Below are 17,138 nucleotides of genomic sequence, written 5' to 3'. Positions count from 1 at the left end.
ACAGATGATCACAGAAAGATTTGTTGATCACATCGACCGAGAAGAAAAACTATCATGAAAAAAATCCTTGGATTAACCACAGCTTTACTATTTTCTCTGCCAGTGTTCGCTCAAAGTATCTCTGGCACGGTGATTACCCTCGCCGGCAATGCGGAAATCAAGGCGGATAACGACCAGGCTATTGTGACGTTCTTCATTGAAGACCAGGATAAAGATAAAGCTGTTGCTGCATCCCGAGTAAATCAAAAGATGAGGTTCGGTACAGAGCTGATTAAGAAGGAAGATCCACAGGCGGAACTGAGTACGCGTGGTTATTATACGTACCCCGTTTATAGTGATGACATGAAAGTTGCCGGACAACCTCCTAAGCACCAATTAGTTGGTTGGCGCTCTGGACAGTATTTGGAAGTGAAAACCCAGAATTTAAAGCAATTGTCTACTACGACAGCGGCCGCACAATCAGTATTGGCGCTCAATGGCGTTCATTTTGGTTTGTCAGACGGGGCAGTTGCTAAGCTCGAGTCTGAGCGGATTGCCGCAGGATATAAGGACTTTACTGATAAATTGACGATGATCACTCATGCTATGGGTAAAAAGCCGGAAGATATCGTGATCGAGTCACTGGATTTTGATAACGCAGGTAGCATGATCCGCCCGATGGCGATGGCAGCGCCACTGATGCAAAGAATGAGCGTAGCAGCTCCTCCCGTAGAAGTGCCGAGTTTTGAGCCTGGTTACACCTCGCTTTCTATCCATATTGCAGGTAAGCTAAGACTGAAATAAGTCGTTAGCGGTAGTGCTTGCCAGATCTCGGTTTTCGATATGGGGAAAGAGGGTTATACTTAGAAAATCAGTTGCAAGTTTTCGCCCGACCTGTTCGGGCTATTTTTATCGAATCAGATTATCGAACTAGAAACGCATGCCATCTTTAAAATCACGTAAACCCAAAGGTAGTTTTAAGCTTTTTCCAAAAGGCGTACGCAAAACCCAGCAAAGAATCGACGTCGACGGCAATAGTGTGCCGGGGGTGGCGAAACAGCGTGCGCGCGGCGTTTATCTGCTGCCAAATGCCTTCACGACTGCTGCGCTATTTTGCGGTTTTTATGCCATTGTGATGGCAATGGATCAAAATTTTCTCAAGGCAGCGGTAGCGATCTTTGGAGCAATGGTTTTGGACAGCCTTGATGGTCGAGTTGCACGGATGACCAATACTCAAAGCGAATTTGGTGCCCAGTACGATAGTTTGTCTGACATGATTTCCTTTGGTGCTGCGCCAGCGCTGGTCGCATACGAGTGGGCGCTTCGCGGAATGGGTAAATTAGGCTGGCTTGGTGCGTTCGTTTATTGTGCCGGTGCTGCTTTGCGCTTAGCCCGTTTTAATACCAATATTGCGGTGGTTGATAAGCGATATTTTCAAGGGTTGCCAAGTCCAGCTGCGGCAGCATTGATTGCCAGTTTTGTTTTGCTGATGGACGATCTGCAAATTTTGCCAGTGAACTTGCACTGGTACACATGGGGTATTACCTTGTTTGCGGGTTTGACAATGGTGACTAACGTACCGTTTTATAGTTTCAAAGATTTAAATTTAAAGCGTAGCTTCCCATTCATTGCACCGCTACTCATTTTGCTCGTGTACGTCATCGTTGTTAGTGACCCTCCTAAGGTGTTGTTTGGCTTGTTTGTATTGTATGGTTTGTCTGGATATGCAGTGTTGCTCTGGCGCTGGAGAAATGGTCGGCCTATCAGTATTATTCAGACTAGTCATGAGCCGCATGATGAAAAATAAAATTTCGTTTTTTTAAGCTAAAGCCACAATGATCAAAAAACATTGTGGCTTTTTTATGTTTTGGCCTAATTTAATTGGGTACTTGCTGCTATAAAATCTTGCACTTTTTAGCGTTCGCGCTTATAGTCTTCAGCATGAACATTTACGTTACATCACTTCTAGCAATCGACACCAACGCCAACGCGGGTTCGCTACTGCTATCTGCAATTCTACTAGTGCGGTAACGCGCTAAATCCCCTATACCCCCAATTCGAGTAATATCCTTATCCATGTGTGTCTTGCAAGGGTGAGCTGGAGAATATTCAGAAATAAACAACGTTTTGGCATTTTGACATTTTCAAATTCGTACTACCTTCAGGAGAACACCATGGCAGACAAACTCATCATATTTGACACTACCTTGCGCGACGGCGAACAGTCACCAGGCGCATCCATGACCAAGGATGAAAAAATTCGTATCGCCAAGCAGCTAGAGAGATTGAAAGTCGATGTGATCGAGGCAGGGTTTGCCGCAGCTTCGCCAGGTGATTTTGAGTCGATCAAGGCGATTTCGGCAACGATCAAAGATTCGATTATTTGTTCTCTGTCGCGTGCGAATGATCGTGATATCTCTCGTGCTGCTGAGGCGTTGCAGGCTGCGCAGCGCAAGCGCATTCATACTTTCATTGCGACGTCACCATTGCATATGGAAAAAAAACTGCGCATGTCACCAGATCAGGTGCTTGAACAGGCGATTCAGGCAGTCAGATATGCTCGTAATTTTACGGATGATGTGGAATTCAGTCCTGAAGATGGCAGTCGCTCCGAAATGGATTTCTTGTGCCGTGTCATTGAGGCTGTAATCAAGGAGGGCGCGACAACGATTAACTTTGCAGACACCGTCGGCTACGGGGTGCCAGAGTTGTACGGCACGATGCTGAAAAATTTACGTGAGCGCATCCCGAACTCAGACAAGGCTGTTTGGTCAGTACATTGCCATAACGATCTAGGGATGGCGGTTGCCAACTCATTGGCGGGTGTGATGATTGGTGGTGCGCGTCAGGTGGAGTGTACGATCAATGGTCTCGGTGAACGCGCAGGCAATACAGCGTTGGAAGAAATCGTGATGGCAGTTCGCACGCGCAAAGACTACTTTAACCTCGAGTTGGGCATCGATACGACACAAATTGTCCCGGCTTCCAAACTCGTTTCTCAGATTACCGGTTTTGCGGTGCAGCCAAATAAAGCTGTGGTTGGTGCAAATGCGTTTGCGCATGCATCAGGCATCCACCAGGACGGCATTTTGAAGGCGCGCGACACCTACGAAATCATGCGTGCTGAAGATGTGGGCTGGAGCGCAAATAAAATCGTATTGGGTAAACTGTCAGGGCGTAACGCCTTTAAGCAGCGCCTTGATGAGTTGGGCATCACGCTGGAATCTGAAGCTGACGTCAACGCTGCGTTCGCGCGTTTTAAAGAATTGGCGGACCGCAAATCTGATATTTTCGATGAAGATATTCTCGCGTTGGTTTCTGACGAAGAGCAGGCGAACGACAAGGAAGCATTTCATTTTGTTTCGCTGTCGCAGCATTCTGAGACCGGTGAATTGCCAACGGCTAAAGTTGTATTCTCCAATCAAGGTAAAGAAGTCAGTTGCGAGGGGACAGGTAACGGACCGGTTGATGCAATCGTGAACGCAATTGAGTCAAAGGTGGCAAGTGGTGCTGAATTGTTATTGTTCTCAGTGAACGCAATAACAACAGGAACGCAATCTCAGGGCGAGGTTACGATGCGGCTGTCTAAAGCTGGGCGTATTGTGAATGGTGTCGGTGCCGATCCTGATATCGTTGTTGCTTCTGCGAAAGCGTACATATCCGCGCTGAATAAATTAGAGTCTAAATCTGAAAAGCTCAATCCACAGGTTTGATTGTTTCTGGATTTTCATGTTATAGTTGCGGGTCCCGTCATTTCGGCGGGGTTTTATTTCACGATAACGACGGTTTAGTAGTGGGTTTCATCGTAACTACGACTCTTGTTATCGCATGTAAAGGAAAATTATGTCTATCGAAAAAAATGCAAAAGCCGCTATCGTAGCGGATAACGCGCGTGGTCTAAACGACACCGGATCTCCAGAAGTGCAAGTTGCGTTGTTGACAGCGCGCATCAATGACCTGAACGGTCACTTCAAAGCGCACGGTAAAGATCACCATTCCCGTCGTGGTTTGATTATGATGGTTAACCGTCGTAAGAGCCTGTTGTCTTACCTGAAAGGTAAAGACTTGAATCGCTATCGCGCTCTGATCGAAAAACTCGGCTTGCGTAAGTAATTCTTGCTGTATCTGGCAAACAATTTATAGTAAAAAGCCTGCGTCAGTTGACTGTCGCAGGCTTTTTGCTTTTTAGCGCGCTTAGTTAGCGGGCTTTTTGAAGATAAAAATTGTCGATATTTTAAAGTTTTGGTTCGATTTTCAATGTGTATATTGAGGACTGAACAAAAAGCAATCTTTGCAGATTGCTCGCGGTGAGGTGAACGACAGCCCCTGAAAATCTGTCGGCATAATAGAAAGGACACATTGTGTTTAATAAAGTAACTAAAACCTTCCAATACGGTCAACATCAAGTCACTCTGGAAACAGGTGAAATTGCTCGCCAGGCTTCTGGTGCCGTTGTCGTATCTATCGAAGATACTGTGGTATTGGCAACTGTTGTTGCTAAAAAAGATGCTAAACCAGGTCAGGATTTCTTTCCATTGACCGTGGATTACATGGAAAAAACTTACGCTGCAGGCCGTATTCCTGGCGGATTCTTTAAGCGTGAAGGCCGCCCTTCTGAAAAAGAAACACTTACATCCCGTTTGATCGATCGTCCAATTCGACCATTGTTCCCAGAAGGTTATCTGAACGAAGTGCAAGTGATCGTTCACGTTTTGTCTGTTAATCCGGAAATCGATCCGGATATCGCCGCAATGATCGGTGCTTCTGCAGCTATCTCTGTTGCTGGCATCCCATTTAGCGGTCCTGTTGGCGCGGCACGCGTTGGCTACATCGATGGTCAATACGTTCTTAATCCAACTGCAACCCAATTGAAATCCTCGAAACTGGATCTGGTTGTTGCTGGTACGGAAACAGCTGTGTTGATGGTTGAGTCTGAAGCGCAACAATTGTCCGAAGAAGTGATGTTGGGTGCGGTGGTTTATGGTCACGAACAAATGAAAGCCGTCATCGACGCTATTCATGAATTGGTACGTGACGGTGGTAAGCCTGAAGTTGAGTGGGCACCAGCACCTAAGAATGAGCCTTTGATCGCTGCAGTATCTGCTGTTGCAGAGCCATTGCTGCGCGCTGCTTATCAAACAAAAGAAAAGCAAGCCCGTACAGAACAATTGAAAGCAGCTACTGCTAGCGTTTCAGCGGCATTGGCAGCGCAAGCAGCGGCAACTGGCGTTGCTGCACCTGATTCTTCTGAAGTTGGTAACATCCTGTTCGATCTGGAAGCGAAAATTGTTCGTTCACAGATCCTAGAAGGCGAGCCGCGTATCGATGGCCGTGATACACGCACTGTGCGTCCAATTACTATCCGTACTGGCGTTTTGCCACGTACGCACGGAACAGCATTGTTCACGCGCGGCGAAACACAAGCGTTGGTGATTGCGACATTGGGTACTGCACGTGATGAGCAAAAAATTGATGCGCTGATGGGTGAGTACTCTGATCGCTTTATGCTGCATTACAACATGCCTCCATTTGCAACTGGTGAAACTGGTCGTGTTGGTACGCCAAAACGTCGTGAAATCGGTCATGGTCGTTTGGCGAAACGTGCATTGCAAGCAGCATTGCCAGATCCAGAAGATTTTAGCTACTCTGTCCGTCTGGTATCCGAAATTACTGAATCGAATGGTTCTTCTTCGATGGCATCAGTTTGCGGCGGCTGCCTTGCATTGATGGATGCTGGTGTGCCAATGAAAGCACATGTTGCAGGTATCGCGATGGGCTTGATCAAAGATGGCAATAAATTTGCTGTGTTGACAGATATTCTGGGTGATGAAGATCACCTTGGTGATATGGACTTTAAAGTTGCCGGTACTGCAGAAGGTATTACTGCATTGCAGATGGATATCAAGATCCAAGGTATTACTAAAGAAATTATGCAAGTTGCTTTGGCTCAGGCTAAAGAAGGTCGCGTACATATTCTGGGTAAAATGCAAGAAGCAGTGCCAGTTGGTAAAACTGAGTTGTCTGACTTTGCCCCGCGCCTGATCACAGTCAAGATCAATCCAGAAAAAATCCGTGATGTCATCGGTAAGGGTGGTGCAGTGATTCGCGCCCTGACTGAAGAGACAGGTACGCAGATCGATATCAGTGATGAAGGCGTTGTTACTATTGCTTCTGTGGACGCAGCAGCAGGTCAGGAAGCAAAACGCCGTATCGAAGAATTGACAGCAGAAGTTGAAGTTGGCAAAGTCTACGAAGGCACTGTTCTGAAGTTGTTGGACTTCGGTGCGATCGTCCAGATCATGCCAGGTAAGGATGGTTTGCTGCATATTAGCCAGATCGCTAACGAGCGCGTGAATGCTGTTGCTGATTACTTAAAAGAAGGTCAGCAAGTACGTGTTAAAGTGCTGGAAACTGATGATCGTGGTCGCTTCAAATTGTCTATGAAAGCGGCAGTCGCTGAAGGTGAGGCGGCGCCACAGCAGCAGCAACAGCAACAGCAACAGCAACAGCAACAGTAATTTGAGTAGAAAAATTATTCGGTTCGCTGAATAATTTTCTGAGTAACTACTGATTTATTGAAAAACGTCCGTGCAAAAACACGGACGTTTTTTTATTGGCATACAATAATCTTTTAATTTCTTAACGGAGTAATTATGCGAGCGATTGAGATAAGTAAATATGGTGGTCCGGAGGTGTTGCAATTGACGGATCGCCCAATCCCTGAGGCTGGTAAAGGCGAAGTATTGATTCGTGTACATGCAGCAGGAATTAATCGTCCGGATGTTCTTCAACGTATGGGTTTTTATCCTGTGCCACCGGGTGCATCTGACCTGCCAGGATTGGAGGTGGCGGGTGAGATTGTCTCCGGCGATTTGACTGGAACTAACTTCCAGGTCGGTGATAGGGTGTGTGCTCTAGTCCAGGGTGGTGGCTACGCGGAGTATTGTGTAGCGCCTGCGGGGCAGTGTTTGCCTTTGCCAGAAGGCTTGTCGATGCTTGAAGCTGCCTCGTTGCCTGAAACCTTTTTTACGGTCTGGAGCAACGTCTTTGACAGGGCAAGGTTGAGTGATGGGGAATCGCTATTGGTGCAGGGTGGAACCTCAGGTATTGGTGTGACGGCGATTCAGATTGCCAGCGCGTTAGGGCATCGCGTTTTCGCCACCGCAGGAACCGAGGAAAAGTGCCGTGCGACTGAGCAACTTGGTGCAGAGCGCGGCATTAATTATAAAACTGAACAATTCTCTGCCGTTATCAAGGACCTAACTGGTGGCAAAGGGGTTGATGTTATCTTGGATATGGTTGCCGGAAGTTATATTCCGCAAGAGGTGGATTGCCTTGCGGATGATGGCAGGATTGCGATTATTGCTTTGTTGGGTGGTGCTAAGACCGATCTGGATTTGGCGCAAGTCTTGCGTCGCCGTTTGACGATTACTGGGTCGACTCTCCGTCCAAGAAATATTGCCTTTAAGGCAGCTGTTGCGCAGCAATTGTCGCAAAAGGTGTGGCCGTTGCTGGAATCTAGGCGTGTGCGCCCTGTGATTTACAAGGTCTTTCCACTTGAGCAAGCTGGGTCTGCGCATGCGATGATGGAGCAGGGGGAGCATATTGGAAAAATAGTATTGCAACTGCAGTAATATTTTTTGTGCGCCCGTTCTCATATTCTAGTGTAACGGTGGTATTGTGGTAATACCTGCGATTAGGCATCTTGTTGGTTTGACCGTGCATATCCCGTCAAGATACAATAGGCGGTTATTTATATGAAGACTTACTATGCGACGTACTCTGATAGCTGGCAATTGGAAAATGAACGGCAGTTTTTCTGCTAATCAAACTCTGCTAACCGGAATTATTGCTGGCTTGCCAGTAGGTGATGCGGTTGAAACCTTGGTGTGCGCGCCTGCGCCGTATTTGGCGCAATGCGCGGATGTACTTGAAAAGAGCTCGGTTGCTTGGGGTGCTCAGGATGTTTCTGACCATGCAAAGGGCGCATTTACAGGTGAGGTGTCTGCCGCAATGCTGGCCGATTGTCGTTGCAAGTATGTGATTGTGGGCCATTCTGAGCGTCGCGCTTACCACGCCGAAAGCAATGAACTGGTTGCGCAAAAAGCGGTGCTTGCGTTGTCTGAAAATATTATGCCAGTGGTTTGTGTTGGTGAAACATTGGAGCAGCGCGAAAGCGGTGCGACCAATGAAGTCGTCGCAGCGCAATTGCAAGCAGTGATTGATGTTCTGACCGATGGGCAGTTGGCTAGAGTTGTTGTTGCGTATGAGCCTGTTTGGGCAATCGGTACCGGTAAAACTGCGACGCCGCAAATGGCGCAAGATGTGCACGCATTCTTGCGTAGTCAGCTTGCTATAAAAAGCGTTGCGGCAGCAAATGTGGTGCGGATTTTGTATGGTGGAAGTATGAAGCCAGAAAACGCCAAAGAGCTTCTGGCAATGGAAGATATTGATGGTGGCTTGATCGGTGGTGCTGCATTGAGTCCGGTAGATTTTTTGGCGATCATTTCTGCGTGTTAATGAATTAATGTAGTTAAGTGGATTAATCTTTTTTGGGTGTTTTGAATGCAAACTTTTTTTACTTTGGTCGTTGTTGTTCAGGTCCTGTCCGCGTTGGCAATTATCGGTCTGGTGCTTCTGCAGCATGGTAAGGGCGCAGATATGGGCGCGTCATTCGGTTCAGGTGCTTCTGGTAGTTTATTTGGGGCGACAGGTTCCTCCAATTTTTTATCGCGTTCAACAGGCGTTGCGGCGGCTTTATTTTTTGCAGCAACTTTGTTGTTAGGTGTGAATGCGGGCAATCGCAAGCCTGCAGCAGGTGTGATGGATAATGTGTCAGTTGTGAAAGCTGCGCCGGTTACAAATGCTGCCGCTGCGACCGCATCTGCGGCTTCTGCTCCTGCGACAAATCAGATTCCTAAATAAATTACGTATTTCCAGCAAAAAAACCTTGAATTTCCGCAATTGTGCGTTGAACAATGAGGTCAATCAGAGTAGAATGCTGGGCTTATGCCGACGTGGTGAAATTGGTAGACACGCTATCTTGAGGGGGTAGTGGCGAAAGCTGTACGAGTTCGAGTCTCGTCGTCGGCACCAAAGCAATAAGTCAGTTTTTCTTTTCTGATTTTGTCGAGGAAGCAATCATTATTTGATGATGGTTTCAAAGTGTGGTTTGCTTCAATGTGGCGTTCAATTACAGGTAGCCTAACGTGAGCCTCGAAAATTATTTCCCAGTTCTTCTCTTTATTCTGGTCGGCATTGGTGTTGGAGTGGTGCCGCAACTGTTAGGGCGCATTCTTGCTCCTTACAAGCCAGATTCTCAAAAAACATCTGCGTATGAGTGTGGTTTTGAAGCATTCGAAGATGCTCGCATGAAATTTGATGTGCGCTACTACCTTATCGCAATTCTTTTTATCCTCTTTGATCTTGAAACTGCTTTCTTCTTCCCTTGGGCTGTGTCCTTGCGTGAACTAGGTTGGTCTGGCTTTTTGATCATGGTTGGTTTTGTGTTGGAATTCGGTGTCGGTTTTTGGTACATCTGGAAAAAAGGCGCTCTGGATTGGGAGTGATGGATTATGGCTATTGAAGGTGTATTAAACGAAGGTTTCGTCACAACGACGGCTGATAAGCTGATTAACTGGACTCGTACTGGTTCGATGTGGCCAATGACGTTTGGTTTGGCTTGCTGTGCTGTCGAAATGATGCACGCTGGCGCATCCCGTTACGATTTGGATCGTTTCGGTGTGGTTTTCCGTCCATCTCCGCGTCAGTCTGATGTGATGATCGTGGCTGGTACGCTCTGCAATAAAATGGCGCCAGCGTTACGTAAAGTTTACGACCAGATGGCAGAGCCACGTTGGGTTATTTCCATGGGTTCATGTGCTAATGGTGGTGGTTATTATCACTATTCATATTCTGTTGTTCGTGGTTGTGATCGCATTGTTCCGGTTGATATTTATGTGCCTGGATGTCCTCCGACTGCAGAGGCGTTGATTTATGGCGTTATTCAGCTTCAGAACAAGATCAAACGTACTAATACCATCGCTCGCTAATCGCGCGAATGCTAAGGCAGCCGTTAACTATGACAACTAAATTAGAAAATCTTGAGGCAGCAATCAAAGTCGTGTTGGGCGATCGCCTTGTCGATTTGAAAAATGCACTCGGAGAGCTGACAATTGTCGTCTCTCCTGTTGAGTACCTGCATGTGATGCGCGACTTACGCGATCATCCAGATATGCATTTTGAAGAGTTGATTGATCTGTGTGGTGTTGATTATTCAACCTACGGAGACGGTGCATGGGACGGTGCGCGCTTTGCGGTCGTTTCTCACTTGCTGTCGATAAAAAATAATGTACGTCTGCGTGTGCGAGTATTCGCTGCAGATGATGAGATGCCAGTTGTGCCATCTTTGGTTGATGTGTGGAATGGTGCAAACTGGTACGAACGTGAAGCTTTTGATTTGTTCGGTATTCTGTTTGATGGACACAATGATTTGCGTCGTATTCTGACTGACTACGGCTTTATCGGTCATCCATTCCGTAAAGATTTCCCGGTCTCGGGTTACGTTGAAATGCGTTACGATGCAGAACAAAAACGTGTGGTCTATCAGCCAGTGACGATAGAGCCGCGTGAAAATACACCACGTATTATTCGTGAAGAAAATTACGGGATCAAATAATGGCCGAAATTAAGAATTACACCCTCAACTTTGGTCCTCAACATCCGGCTGCGCATGGTGTTTTGCGTCTGGTTCTTGAGTTGGATGGTGAGGTTATTCAGCGTGCGGATCCGCATATTGGTTTGTTGCATCGTGCGACAGAAAAGCTGGCTGAACAAAAAACATTCCTGCAATCAGTACCTTATATGGATCGTCTCGATTACGTGTCGATGATGTCTAATGAGCACGCGTACGTCATGGCGATTGAGAAAATGCTGGGACTCGAAGTTCCAATGCGTGCTCAGTACATTCGCGTGATGTTCGATGAAATTACCCGTGTTCTGAATCACTTGATGTGGATCGGTGCGCATGCTCTCGACGTTGGTGCGATGGCGGTGTTCCTGTATGCATTCCGTGAACGTGAAGATCTGATGGATTGCTACGAGGCAGTGTCTGGTGCGCGTTTGCATGCAGCGTACTACCGCCCAGGTGGCGTTTATCGCGATCTGCCAGAGAAGATGCCTCAGTTCACGACTTCCGCGTTGAAAAATGCGAAGGTTATGCGTGAAATGAATGAAAATCGCCAAGGTTCTCTGCTCGATTTTATTGAAGATTTTACTAATCGCTTTCCAGGTTATGTTGACGAGTACGAAACGCTGTTGACAGATAATCGTATTTGGAAGCAACGGCTGGTTGGTGTAGGTGTTGTGAGTCCTGAGCGTGCATTGGCAAAAGGATTTACTGGTCCTATGTTGCGTGGTTCTGGTATCGAGTGGGATCTGCGTAAAAAACAACCATACGAAATCTACGACTTGCTCGATTTTGACATTCCGGTTGGTGTTAATGGCGATTGCTACGATCGCTATCTCGTTCGTGTTGAAGAAATGCGTCAGTCCAACCGCATTATCAAACAATGCGTTGAGTGGCTGAGAAATAATCAGGGTCCTGTGATTTCTGATAATCACAAAGTGGCACCTCCACACCGCGTGAACATGAAGTCGAATATGGAAGAGCTGATCCATCACTTCAAATTGTTCACGGAAGGTTTCCATGTTCCAGCTGGCGAAGCATATTCTGCCGTTGAACATCCGAAGGGTGAATTTGGTATTTATTTGATGTCTGATGGCGCGAATAAGCCATATCGTCTGAAGATCCGTGCGCCAGGTTATGCGCATTTGCAAGGTCTGGATGAAATGGCTAAGGGTCACATGATTGCTGATGCTGTAACCATCATCGGTACTCAGGATATTGTGTTTGGTGAGATTGATAGATAAAAGACGCTTTTTAGCGTTGATTCGAGGCATTGGCTATGGTGTTATCAGAGCAGGCATTTAAAAAAATTGATCGCGAACTTGCAAAGTTCCCGGCTGACCAGCGGCAATCTGCCGTTATGGCAGCGTTGGCTATTGCTCAGGACGAAACCGGTTGGATCTCTTCAGAAGTCATGCAGACTCTGGCAGATTACATCGGTATGCCTGCTGTCGCGGTTCAGGAGGTTGCAACCTTCTACAACATGTACAACACGAAACCTGTAGGCAAGTTCAAGATTTCTGTTTGTACAAATTTACCTTGCGCCTTATCCGGTGGTGAGCGCGCTGCGCATCATCTGAAGCAAAAGCTGGGTATTGATTACAAAGAAACGACAGCAGACGGACATTTCACGCTGATCGAAGGCGAATGTATGGGTGCGTGCGGTGATGCGCCTGTCATGCTGGTCAACAACAAACGAATGTGCAGCCTGATGTCGAACGATAAAATCGACACACTGGTGAACGAACTGAAAGAGGCAGGAAAATAATGACGAGTCTGCATAATCGCCATATTAAGCCTTTGATTTTGGCTGGCCTGGACGGAAAAAACTGGCATTTGCAAGATTACGTTGCCCGTGGTGGTTACGAATCTTTAAAGCGCATTCTGTCTGAAAAAATTCCTCCAGAGCAAGTTATTGCTGAGCTAAAGGCATCTTCGCTGCGTGGTCGCGGCGGTGCTGGCTTTCCTACCGGTCTGAAATGGAGTTTTATGCCACGTCAGTTCCCGGGTCAGAAGTATTTAGTGTGCAACACTGACGAAGGTGAGCCAGGTACATTCAAAGATCGCGATATCATCCGCTACAATCCTCATGCATTGATTGAGGGCATGGCTATTGGTGCTTACGCAATGGGCATTACAGTTGGTTATAACTATATTCACGGTGAAATTTTTGCTGACTACGATCGCTTTGAAGAAGCGATTGAAGAAGCGCGTGCTGCTGGTATGTTAGGTGACAAGATTGCTGGTTCTGACTTTTCATTTCAGTTGCATGCTTTTCACGGGTATGGTGCTTACATCTGTGGCGAAGAAACGGCATTGCTGGAATCCTTAGAAGGTAAAAAAGGTCAGCCGCGCTTCAAACCACCATTTCCCGCAAGTTTTGGTTTGTACGGTAAACCGACAACAATCAATAACACTGAGACTTTTGCCGCTGTTCCATTTGTCTTGGCAATGGGCGGAGAAAAGTATGCTGCGCTTGGGAAACCAAACAACGGTGGTACGAAGATTTTCTCTATGTCTGGTGACGTTGCTAAACCAGGCAATTATGAAGTTCCATTGGGCACACCATTCGCTACGCTCTTAGAGTTAGCTGGCGGTATGCGCGATGGCAAAAAGATCAAAGCAGTTATTCCAGGTGGGTCATCGATGCCAGTATTGACTGGTGACGTCATGATGGCTACTGATATGGACTACGACTCTATCGCTAAAGCAGGCTCCATGCTCGGTTCTGGTGCTGTGATTGTGATGGATGAAACCCGCTGTATGGTCAAATCTTTATTGCGTTTGTCGTACTTCTATTTTGAAGAATCTTGCGGTCAATGTACTCCATGCCGTGAAGGTACTGGCTGGTTGTATCGTATGGTTCATCGTATTGAACACGGTCAGGGGCGTCCTGAAGATCTCGATATGCTCAACTCCATTGCAGACAATATCCAAGGCAAAACAATTTGCGCGTTGGGTGATGCGGCTGCAATGCCAGTTCGCGCATTTATCAAGAATTTCCGCGAAGAATTTGAATATCACATCGAGCATAAGCATTGCTTGGTTCCTACTTACCTGTAAGCCAGATTCGGTTAGCACACTTAGAGTAAACCATGGTTGAAATCGAAATAGACGGCAAAAAAGTCGAAGTCCTAGAGGGCAGTATGGTAATGGACGCGGCCAATAAACTTGGCACGTACATCCCCCATTTTTGCTACCACAAAAAGTTATCTATTGCGGCGAACTGCCGTATGTGCTTGGTTGAGGTTGAAAAAGCACCTAAACCATTGCCAGCATGTGCGACGCCAGTTACGCCCGGTATGATTGTGCGTTCATCGAGCGACAAAGCGGTGAAGGCACAAAAAGCGGTGATGGAATTCCTTCTGATTAACCATCCTTTGGATTGCCCAATCTGTGATCAAGGCGGTGAATGCCAGTTGCAAGATTTAGCCGTTGGTTATGGTGGTACGACATCGCGTTACGAAGAAGAAAAGCGCGTCGTTTTCCACAAAGATGTAGGACCTTTGGTCTCCATGGAAGAAATGAGCCGATGCATTCATTGCACGCGCTGTGTCCGTTTTGGTCAGGAAATCGCTGGCGTGATGGAGCTCGGCATGCTCAACCGTGGCGAACACTCTGAAATTACATCGTTTGTTGGACAGACAGTTGATTCTGAATTGTCCGGTAACATGATCGATCTTTGCCCAGTTGGCGCACTAACGTCTAAACCTTTCCGCTATTCTGCACGGACATGGGAATTATCCCGTCGTAAATCTGTCAGCGCACATGACGCCCTGGGTTCTAACCTGATCGTTCAGGTAAAGAGTGGCAAGGTCATGCGTGTTGTACCGATGGAAAACGAAGACATCAATGAATGCTGGATTTCTGATAAAGACCGTTTCTCCTACGAGGCATTAAACAGTGCTGAGCGTTTGACAAAGCCAATGATCAAGCAGGGCGGTCAATGGCAGGAAACTGACTGGCAGACAGCGCTTGAATATGTCGCTCATGGCTTGCGTAACGTACGCCACGAACATGGCGCTGATGCAATTGCTGCCGTCGCAGCACCACACTCAACACTTGAAGAATTGTCGTTGCTGCAACGCGTTGTTCGTGGCTTGGGTTCCGATAACGTCGATTTCCGTTTGCGTCAGTCTGATTTCAGCCTGAATGGTCAAATCAAGCCATGGCTTGGTACTTCCATCAGCGAATTCGGCAAGTTGAAAAACGTCTTTATTGTTGGCTCTTTCTTCCGTAAAGATCATCCTGTTCTGGCTGCACGTTTGCGTCAGTCTGTGAAGTTGGGTACGAAGTTAAGCGTCCTCAACGCGAGTGATGATGAGCAACTGATCAAGTTGGCAAACAAAGCGATTCTTGCTCCTTCTGCATGGGTTTCTTTCTTGGCTGAAGTGGCGGTTGCTGTTGCGGGTAAGAAGCAAGTTTCCGTTCCAGTTGGTCTGGAATCTGTGGCAGCGACGGAAGTTGCGTCGAAAATTGCTGACAGCCTGATCGCTGGTAATGCTGGTGTGTTCCTTGGTAACACTGCCTCCCATCATCCCGAAGCGGCAAAATTGCATGCGTTGGTGCAGTGGATCGCAAAAAATACCGAAGCAACTTTCGGGTACCTGACTGAGGCTGCAAACACCGTTGGCGGCTATATCGCTAACGCGGTTCCAACCATGTCTGCAAAACCAGTTTTTGCTGAAGCGAAAAAAGCCTACATCGTATTGCATGCAGAACCGACATTGGATTCTGCTCATCCTGTGCAAGCAAAAGCAGCATTAGCGCAGGCAGAAATGGTTGTAGTGATGTCACCGTTCAAGCACGGTGCTGAATATGCTGACGTGTTATTGCCAGTGTCTCCATTTACTGAGACTTCAGGTACCTTCGTTAGTTGCGAAGGCCGTCCGCAAAGCTTCCACGGCGTTGTAAAGCCATTAGGAGATACCCGTCCTGCATGGAAAGTATTGCGTGTTCTGGGTAACTTGTTGGGACTTGAAAACTTTGATTTCGAGACGGCAGAAGCCATTCGTGATGACGTGTTAGCACAAGCTGATATTGCAACGGTATTGAATAATGTTGCTGATGTTGCTCCTGCGGTGAGCGCTGCATCAGTCGGCTTAGAGCGTGTGACAAATGTCTCGATTTACAGCACAGACGGTATTGTTCGTCGCGCAGAATCTCTGCAAAAAACTGCGGATGCGCAAGCAACGCTGGCATGGATTAGTGCATCACTTGCGCAGAAATTAGGCGTTAGTAGCGGTGACATGGTCAAGTTCACGAAAGTTGGCTCGATATTGTTAAGCGTTGGTATTGATCAGTCTCTTCCAGAAAATGTGGTAAAAGTCGCTGCCGGTCATGAAAGAACTAGCAACCTTGACGGCATGTTCGGAACTATTAACGTGGAGCGTGCGTAATGAATTTGCTGCTCACTATTGAAAACTTAGGGCAGGGTTTCTTTGGTTATTTCTGGCCACTGGTATGGACCTTGGTCAAAATCGTCTGTATCACGTTGCCAGTGATGGGTTGTGTTGCGTACCTCACATTGTGGGAACGTAAGATGATTGGCTGGATGCATATCCGTCTGGGCCCTAACCGTGTTGGTCCTGCGGGACTGTTACAGCCAATCGCAGATGCTGTGAAATTGCTGTTAAAAGAGATTATTGTTCCGGCAAAAGCAAACAAAGTACTGTTTATATTAGCTCCAATCATGACGATTATGCCTGCGTTGGCAGCATGGTCTGTGATCCCCTTTGGTCCTGAAACAGTGTTGGCTAACGTGAATGCTGGGTTGCTGCTGGTGATGGCGATTACTTCGATGGAAGTCTACGGTATCATTATCGCAGGTTGGGCTTCTAATTCTAAGTATGCTTTCCTCGGCGCGATGCGTGCGTCTGCGCAAATGGTATCGTACGAAATCGCGATGGGTTTTGCACTGGTCATCGTGTTGATGGTGTCCGGCAGTTTGAATCTGACAGATATCGTCAATGGTCAGACCAAGGGTTATTTTGCACACATAGGTTTAAATTTCTTGTCTTGGAATTGGTTGCCACTGTTTCCAATTTTTGTGGTCTACGTGATTTCTGGTATTGCTGAAACGAATCGCCATCCGTTTGACGTCGTTGAAGGTGAGTCAGAGATTGTTGCTGGTCACATGGTTGAATATTCTGGCATGTCTTTCGCGATGTTCTTCTTGGCTGAATACGCCAACATGATCCTGATTTCCGCAATGGCATCCTTGATGTTCCTCGGTGGCTGGTCTGCACCTGTCGGTTTCTTGGATTTCATCCCAGGCTGGATTTGGCTTGGTATTAAAACGTTTGTTGTTGTTTCCATGTTTATCTGGGCGCGTGCATCGTTCCCTCGCTATCGTTACGATCAGATCATGCGTTTGGGCTGGAAGGTGTTTATCCCCCTGACTTTAGTGTATTTGGTGTTTGTTGCGGCGTGGATGCAAACCCCGTGGAATATTTGGAAGTAAGAGGCTGAA

At 47.1% G+C, this 17,138-nt stretch carries 16 protein-coding genes and 1 tRNA gene; all 17 read left to right on the top strand.

Going from position 1 to position 17,138, the window contains the following annotated elements:
• Positions 1 to 54: 54 nt before the first annotated feature.
• The 17 genes from ACO0KV_RS02575 to nuoH all read left to right on the top strand — a co-directional run bounded on the left by ACO0KV_RS02575 (position 55) and on the right by nuoH (position 17,129).
• Positions 55 to 783, top strand: a complete 729-nt coding sequence (locus tag ACO0KV_RS02575) for an SIMPL domain-containing protein (RefSeq protein WP_423039585.1) — start codon at positions 55 to 57, stop codon at positions 781 to 783.
• A 136-nt stretch (positions 784 to 919) separates the two neighbouring features.
• A complete protein-coding gene (gene pssA, locus ACO0KV_RS02570; RefSeq protein WP_423039583.1) occupies positions 920 to 1,786 on the top strand; it encodes a CDP-diacylglycerol--serine O-phosphatidyltransferase in 867 nt (288 codons plus the stop codon).
• A gap of 367 nt (positions 1,787 to 2,153) precedes the next feature.
• The gene (locus tag ACO0KV_RS02565; RefSeq protein ID WP_423039581.1) at positions 2,154 to 3,692 is read left to right on the top strand and encodes a 2-isopropylmalate synthase; all 1,539 of its coding nucleotides are present in this window, start codon (positions 2,154 to 2,156) and stop codon (positions 3,690 to 3,692) included.
• Between the two features lie 130 nt (positions 3,693 to 3,822).
• Complete coding sequence (gene rpsO / locus ACO0KV_RS02560; protein WP_423039579.1) at positions 3,823 to 4,092, top strand: 30S ribosomal protein S15; 270 nt, start codon at positions 3,823 to 3,825, stop codon at positions 4,090 to 4,092.
• Between the two features lie 248 nt (positions 4,093 to 4,340).
• Positions 4,341 to 6,497 carry a polyribonucleotide nucleotidyltransferase gene (pnp, locus tag ACO0KV_RS02555; RefSeq protein ID WP_423039577.1) on the top strand — a complete coding sequence of 719 codons (2,157 nt, stop codon included), beginning with the start codon at positions 4,341 to 4,343 and terminating at the stop codon, positions 6,495 to 6,497.
• A 135-nt stretch (positions 6,498 to 6,632) separates the two neighbouring features.
• Positions 6,633 to 7,613: an NAD(P)H-quinone oxidoreductase gene (locus tag ACO0KV_RS02550; protein ID WP_423039575.1), complete on the top strand. Its 981-nt coding sequence runs from the start codon at positions 6,633 to 6,635 to the stop codon at positions 7,611 to 7,613.
• Positions 7,614 to 7,749: 136 nt separating this feature from the next.
• Positions 7,750 to 8,499, top strand: coding sequence for a triose-phosphate isomerase (gene tpiA, locus ACO0KV_RS02545; protein ID WP_423039573.1), 750 nt, complete (start codon positions 7,750 to 7,752; stop codon positions 8,497 to 8,499).
• Between the two features lie 45 nt (positions 8,500 to 8,544).
• Entirely contained in the window at positions 8,545 to 8,904 is a 360-nt protein-coding gene (gene secG / locus ACO0KV_RS02540) for a preprotein translocase subunit SecG (protein WP_423039571.1), read from the top strand.
• An 86-nt stretch (positions 8,905 to 8,990) separates the two neighbouring features.
• Positions 8,991 to 9,075: transfer RNA gene (locus ACO0KV_RS02535), tRNA-Leu, on the top strand.
• Positions 9,076 to 9,188: 113 nt separating this feature from the next.
• Positions 9,189 to 9,548, top strand: coding sequence for an NADH-quinone oxidoreductase subunit A (locus ACO0KV_RS02530; protein WP_423039569.1), 360 nt, complete (start codon positions 9,189 to 9,191; stop codon positions 9,546 to 9,548).
• 6 nt (positions 9,549 to 9,554) lie between these two features.
• Positions 9,555 to 10,031 (top strand): NuoB/complex I 20 kDa subunit family protein, encoded by a 477-nt coding sequence (locus ACO0KV_RS02525; RefSeq protein ID WP_186911854.1) that lies wholly within the window; start codon positions 9,555 to 9,557, stop codon positions 10,029 to 10,031.
• A 29-nt stretch (positions 10,032 to 10,060) separates the two neighbouring features.
• A complete protein-coding gene (locus ACO0KV_RS02520; RefSeq protein WP_423039567.1) occupies positions 10,061 to 10,657 on the top strand; it encodes an NADH-quinone oxidoreductase subunit C in 597 nt (198 codons plus the stop codon).
• The gene (locus tag ACO0KV_RS02515) at positions 10,657 to 11,910 is read left to right on the top strand and encodes an NADH-quinone oxidoreductase subunit D (RefSeq protein WP_423039565.1); all 1,254 of its coding nucleotides are present in this window, start codon (positions 10,657 to 10,659) and stop codon (positions 11,908 to 11,910) included. The genes ACO0KV_RS02520 and ACO0KV_RS02515 overlap by 1 nt, the downstream gene beginning before the upstream one ends.
• 35 nt (positions 11,911 to 11,945) lie before the next feature.
• Positions 11,946 to 12,434 (top strand): NADH-quinone oxidoreductase subunit NuoE, encoded by a 489-nt coding sequence (nuoE, locus tag ACO0KV_RS02510; RefSeq protein ID WP_423039563.1) that lies wholly within the window; start codon positions 11,946 to 11,948, stop codon positions 12,432 to 12,434.
• Complete coding sequence (nuoF, locus tag ACO0KV_RS02505; protein WP_423039561.1) at positions 12,434 to 13,729, top strand: NADH-quinone oxidoreductase subunit NuoF; 1,296 nt, start codon at positions 12,434 to 12,436, stop codon at positions 13,727 to 13,729. Before nuoE ends, nuoF begins: the two co-directional genes overlap by 1 nt.
• A 32-nt stretch (positions 13,730 to 13,761) precedes the next feature.
• A complete protein-coding gene (nuoG, locus tag ACO0KV_RS02500; RefSeq protein ID WP_423039559.1) occupies positions 13,762 to 16,065 on the top strand; it encodes an NADH-quinone oxidoreductase subunit NuoG in 2,304 nt (767 codons plus the stop codon).
• Positions 16,065 to 17,129, top strand: coding sequence for an NADH-quinone oxidoreductase subunit NuoH (gene nuoH, locus ACO0KV_RS02495; protein WP_423039557.1), 1,065 nt, complete (start codon positions 16,065 to 16,067; stop codon positions 17,127 to 17,129). The genes nuoG and nuoH overlap by 1 nt, the downstream gene beginning before the upstream one ends.
• The last annotated feature ends 9 nt before the right edge of the window (positions 17,130 to 17,138 follow it).

This window comes from Undibacterium sp. RuRC25W, assembly GCF_049339825.1.
In the GTDB taxonomy this organism is placed as follows: domain Bacteria; phylum Pseudomonadota; class Gammaproteobacteria; order Burkholderiales; family Burkholderiaceae_D; genus Undibacterium.
This window is presented reverse-complemented; position numbering and strand designations above follow the sequence as displayed.